This is a genomic window from Pseudomonas kielensis (genome assembly GCF_014236655.1).
GTDB lineage: Bacteria > Pseudomonadota > Gammaproteobacteria > Pseudomonadales > Pseudomonadaceae > Aquipseudomonas > Aquipseudomonas kielensis.
This window is the reverse complement of sequence record NZ_JACMYG010000102.1, coordinates 1-461: the sequence shown is the minus strand read 5'-3', so window position 1 is coordinate 461 and position 461 is coordinate 1. Positions and strand designations below refer to the sequence as shown.

Genomic DNA, 461 nt, shown 5'->3' with positions numbered 1-461 from the left:
CCCCAGTTGATCCCTATAGGCCCTTGCCGGTATTTCTCGGGCAGGGGCCAAATACGCTGCTGATAAAAACCTACGAGGCCCATAGGCATGAGCTCGCCTTGAGAGAAATGGCGGGCCACATTCCTGCCCACCAACTGATAGAACTCATGGCGACCGGCCCACATGATCTTCCAGTAGCCGCTCTGCGGGCAGGCTTCGCCGCTGAAGCAAGTGGGTCCGATGAAGTTGTTCTCGCTGAACGAGGGTGAGCCCGGCATGGGTCTGCCGGTCGCGGGGTCGAGCACCATGGCATTGGCCAGTTGCTTGATCAGTACGGCGCTGGGCTTTTCGGGCGGGACATTGGCCAGGCGCTCTTCTAGCCATTGCAGCTTACCGTTCCAGGCGGGCAGCTTGGCCGGTGGCAACGGGAGGATGTCGTTGATTTCGGGGACTTTGGGGTGGGCGTAGGAATAGTTTGCGAG

The 461-nt window shown here is 60.1% G+C and carries 1 protein-coding gene; it reads right to left on the bottom strand.

The genetic code is table 11. From position 1 onward, the window contains the following. The coding region (locus tag H7995_RS28615; RefSeq protein WP_244647844.1) for a DUF6396 domain-containing protein at positions 1-461 on the bottom strand (461 nt) is incomplete at both ends.